The following is a 5,344-nucleotide window of genomic DNA, read 5'->3' on the forward strand; positions in this document are numbered from 1 at the left end:
GCCCCCCCCGCCGCGAGCGCGTCCGCTCAGCTTCCCGCATGCGTGCCGATTCCGTACTGGCACAGATGTCCGCGCAATCATCAATAGGACGAATCCGATAAATTGATGCGGACCGTTTCATTTTTCGCCCTGTAGCACTTTTTTACAACTTCGCAGAGCTGGGCGGCCCGGAACGCCCGTCACACGGGCGCCCGCGCCGGACACGATGCGCAAATCAGCACAATCCAACGTTCCCCGCATCAGATAAATTCAATTAATTGATAATCCATAAATAGAAAAACAAACTCAACAAAAGAAAATTTATTAACAGGTTAACAATACGGAAGATGCATTAACAACCAACGCACCAATAAACATTACAATCATGAAAGAATTGAGCTGCTCGCAAACGTTTGCTATTTCATTTGTCTTACTTTTGGAGCGGCCCGATGTGTAACCTGGCGCACAAAACCAATGCAAGTTATTGATTTTTATATGAAAACAAAGAGCGCCCAAGAAAAAACCAAACCCGACATGACACATTCTTACAGCTTTCAAATTCATTCTACCCCGGTACATCAAAACACAGCTCATTAACCATTCTTTAACTTTCCAATCCCTTCATTTATCACTGTTTGTCAATCTCTAAAATCCACCTCCAATAAACTCCGCCCATCAATTTTGAGATTCGCGCGAGCGCACGGAGTAATCCTCTAACAAAAGAGACCGGTGTGTGGCGTGCACATTTGGAGGTAGCAGGACATGAACCGCACATACCGCTCGATCTGGAACGAAGCCCTTGGCGCCTGGGTCGCGGCATCGGAAATCGATTCGGCACGGGGCAAGCCGAACAAGTCGGCCGTCGTGGTGGCAGCAGTCGCGGCCCTGGCGATCAGCCTGCCCGGCTTGGCCGAGGCCAACACGCTCAACACACAGCAGACCTGCTTCACGGGCAGCAACGGCGCGGTCGGCCGCATCAACCCGGGTGGCACGCAAAACCAGGCCGGCGATGGCTCCGGAACGTATTCGGTCGTAGCCGGGTGTAACTCCAACGGCAATGGCTGGACCGGTGTCACGGTATACGGCTCGTTCGCGCAGGCGACCGGCAACGGCGCCGTCGCCACCGGCATGCAATCGTCGGCCGGCCTCTGGGGTGTCGCGGCCGGTCTCGAAACCACCGCCAGCGGCGCTGGCGCGACCGCACTCGGCTTCGGCTCGACGGCGAACGCACTGAACTCCGTCGCGATCGGCGGCGCGGGCGGCAACGGAACGACGCCGCTGTCGCAGGCAAACTCGACCATCGCATCGGGCGCGGGCGCAGTAGCCATCGGCAGCAACGCAACGAAGGGCGCGCAGTCCGCTGCGTCGGACGGCATCGCGATCGGCGGGCAGTCGTCCGTCGCATCGACCGCCACGTCAGGTATTGCAGTCGGCCGCGGCGCGACCGTCAACGGTGCGTACGGCATCGCCCAAGGCGACGGCGCGGTTGCGGGCGTCGCGGGGAACACCTCGATAACGAATAACGTCGCAGTCGGGGCTGCAGCAGCTTCGACAGGCGCCAATGCAATTGCACTGGGTGGCAGCGCCAAGGCATCCGGGGCCAACAGCATGGCAACCGGCTTCAACGCAAGCGCCACCGGAGCCACAAGTTACGCGGGCGGCTTCGGTGCGGTTGCGTCGAACACGGATGCAACGGCTATCGGCAATCAAGCCACTGCCAGTGGTGCGCAAGACACCGCCATCGGTGTGACGGCCATTGCGACGGGGGGGAACGGGGTCGCGCTCGGCAACAAGGCGGCCGCAACGGCCGGTAATGCAACCGCCGTTGGCGCGTCAGCCAGCGCGTCGGCCGGACAAGCATCGGCATTTGGCCTCGGCGCGAATGCAAGCGGCACGAACGCAACGGCGCTGGGTATCGGAACTGTCGCGTCGAATTTCGCGACGCTGGCTGCCGGCAATCAGTCGACCGCCGCAGGTTCCGCCGCTGTGGCACTGGGAAGTACTTCAACAGCGGGGGCGAATTCGTCGGTTGCAATCGGCGACACCTCGAGCGTTTCGTCGACGGCCGGTTTGGGTTCGACTGCGATTGGTTACCGTTCAACGGTCAAGTCCGGGGTCGGCGCCGTTGCGATCGGCAGTCAACAGACCGCGAGCGGTAACGGCGCGGTGGCGATCGGCGATCCGAACATTGCGAACGGCACGGGCGCCGTGACGCTGGGTGCAAATAACATCGCCGCAGGCAATGCGGCGGGAACGACAGCCGCGAACGGTGCCGTGGCGATCGGCAACAGCAACAGTGCGATCGGCCAGGGCTCGGTTGCGCTGGGCAATAGCAACACGACGACGGCGGCCGGGGGCATCGCGATCGGCGATACCGCGGTATCCGGTGCGACGAATGCACTGGCCTTCGGGGCCGGCGCCAACGCGAACGTGACGGGCTCGGTCGCGCTCGGCTCGGGTGCGACCACGACCGGTACCGCGAATACGGCGACGGGCGGCACCGGCGCTGTCAGCAGCACGACGATCGGAAGTCAGACATTCGGTACCTATGCTGGCGCGAATTCGGCCGCGGGTGTCGTGAGCGTGGGCGCCGCGGGCTCCGAGCGCCGCATCCAGAATGTGGCGGCCGGCTTGATCAGTGCAACCAGCACGGACGCAATCAACGGTAGCCAGCTTTACGCGGTGGCTAGCACCACGACGTCGAACATCGTCAGCTTGTCGACTTCCACGTCGACGGGCCTGTCGTCGGCAAACAGCTCGATCACCTCGCTGTCCACGTCGACCTCGACCGGCATCAATTCGTTATCCACCGGCCTGAGCTCTGCTAACAGCTCGGTTACGTCGCTTTCGACTTCCTCGTCGACGGGTCTGTCGTCGGCCAACAGCTCGATCACTTCGCTGTCCACGTCGACCTCGACCGGCATCAACTCGCTGTCCACCGGCCTCAGCTCGGCTAACAGCTCGGTTGCGTCGCTTTCGACTTCCACGTCGACGGGCCTGTCGTCGGCCAACAGCTCGATCACCTCGCTGTCCACGTCGACTTCGACCGGCATCAATTCGTTGTCCACCGGACTGAGCTCGGCTAACAGCTCGGTTGCGTCGCTTTCGACTTCCACGTCGACGGGCCTGTCGTCGGCCAACAGCTCGATCACCTCGCTGTCCACGTCGACTTCGACCGGCATCAATTCGCTGTCCACCGGCCTCAGCTCGGCTAACAGCTCGGTTGCGTCGCTTTCGACTTCCACGTCGACGGGCCTGTCATCGGCCAACAGCTCGATCACCTCGCTGTCCACGTCGACTTCGACCGGCATCAATTCGTTGTCCACCGGCCTGAGCTCTGCTAACAGCTCGGTTACGTCGCTTTCGACTTCCACGTCGACGGGCCTGTCATCGGCCAACAGCTCGATCACCTCGCTGTCCACGTCGACCTCGACCGGCATCAATTCGTTGTCCACCGGCCTCAGCTCGGCTAACAGCTCGGTTACGTCGCTTTCGACTTCCACGTCGACGGGCCTGTCGTCGGCCAACAGCTCGATCACTTCGTTGTCCACGTCGACTTCGACCGGCATCAATTCGTTGTCCACCGGACTGAGCTCGGCTAACAGCTCGGTTGCGTCGCTTTCGACTTCCACGTCGACGGGCCTGTCATCGGCCAACAGCTCGATCACCTCGCTGTCCACGTCGACCTCGACCGGCATCAACTCGCTGTCCACCGGAATCAGCACGGTCTCGACGAAGACCGACAACCTGGGTAGCAGCACCGCGTCGGCACTTGGCGGCGGGTCGACGTACGACCCGACGACCGGCAAGGTCTCGGCGCCGTCGTACACCACGTACAACGCGAACGGTACGACCTCGACCGCCAACAGCGTCGGCTCGGCGATCAACAACATCAACAGCCAGGGCATCAAGTATTTCCACGCGAACTCGACCGGCCCCGACAGCACCGCGACGGGTACCGACGCCGTCGCCATCGGCTCCGGCGCCGTCTCCAGCGGGAACGATGCGGTCGCGCTTGGCATCGGCTCCACCGCCAGCACGAACAATTCCGTCGCGCTCGGTGCCAACTCGAAGGCCACCACCCCGGCCGTCGGCACGAGCAGCGCAACTGTCGGCGGCGTGACGTTCGGCGGATTCGCTGGCTCTGCGCCGGTCGGCACCGTAAGCGTGGGCAGCGCCGGCAACGAACGACAAATCACCAACGTCGCCGCAGGCCAAGTCACCTCGACGAGTACCGATGCGATCAACGGCAGCCAGCTTTATTCGGTCGCCCAGCAGGTCGGTACTGCGACCAGCGCCATTTCGTCGCTGTCCACAGGCCTGAGCTCCACCAACAGCTCAGTCACCTCGCTGTCGACTTCGACTTCGACTGGCCTGTCCTCGGCTAACAGCTCGATCACTTCGCTGTCGACCTCGACCTCGACCGGCCTGTCGTCCGCCAACAGCTCGATCACCTCGCTCTCGACTTCGACTTCGACGGGCCTCTCATCGGCCAACAGCTCGATCACGTCCTTGTCGACCTCGACCTCGACGGGCCTGTCCTCGGCTAACAGCTCGATCACTTCGTTGTCGACTTCGACCTCGACCGGCCTGTCGTCGGCTAACAGCTCCATCACGTCGCTCTCGACCTCGACTTCGACGGGCTTGTCGTCGGCTAACAGCTCGATCACGTCGCTGTCGACCTCGACCTCGACCGGCCTGTCGTCCGCTAACAGCTCGATCACTTCGCTCTCGACCTCGACCTCGACCGGCCTGTCCTCGGCTAACAGCTCGATCACGTCGCTGTCGACCTCGACCTCGACCGGCCTGTCGTCCGCTAACAGCTCGATCACTTCGCTCTCGACCTCGACTTCGACGGGTCTGTCGTCGGCCAACAGCTCGATCACTTCGCTGTCGACCTCGACCTCGACTGGCCTGTCGTCGGCCAACAGCTCGATCGATTCGCTGTCCACGTCGACCTCGACCGGCCTCTCGTCGGCTAACAGCTCGATCACGTCGCTCTCGACTTCGACCTCGACGGGTCTGTCGTCGGCCAACAGTTCGATCACTTCGCTGTCGACCTCGACCTCGACGGGTCTGTCCTCGGCTAACAGCTCGATCGATTCGCTGTCCACGTCGACCTCGACGGGTCTGTCCTCGGCTAATAGCTCGATCACCTCGCTCTCGACCTCGACTTCGACGGGCTTGTCCTCGGCCAACAGCTCGATCACCTCGCTGTCGACTTCGACCTCGACCGGCCTGTCGTCGGCTAACAGTTCGATCACTTCGCTGTCGACTTCGACCTCGACCGGCCTGTCGTCGGCCAACAGCTCGATCACGTCCTTGTCGACCTCGACCTCGACGGGCCTGTCCTCGGCTAATAGCT

1 protein-coding gene is annotated in these 5,344 nt (G+C 62.0%); it reads left to right on the forward strand.

Annotated elements, in window-relative coordinates; translation table 11 throughout:
• Positions 1–741: 741 nt before the first annotated feature.
• A partial coding sequence (locus H3O04_RS33610) for an ESPR-type extended signal peptide-containing protein (RefSeq protein WP_272929913.1) occupies positions 742–5,344 on the forward strand: 4,603 nt, incomplete at its 3' end.

The organism is Burkholderia sp. KCJ3K979 (assembly GCF_016759955.1).
In the GTDB taxonomy this organism is placed as follows: Bacteria; Pseudomonadota; Gammaproteobacteria; order Burkholderiales; family Burkholderiaceae; genus Burkholderia; species Burkholderia orbicola.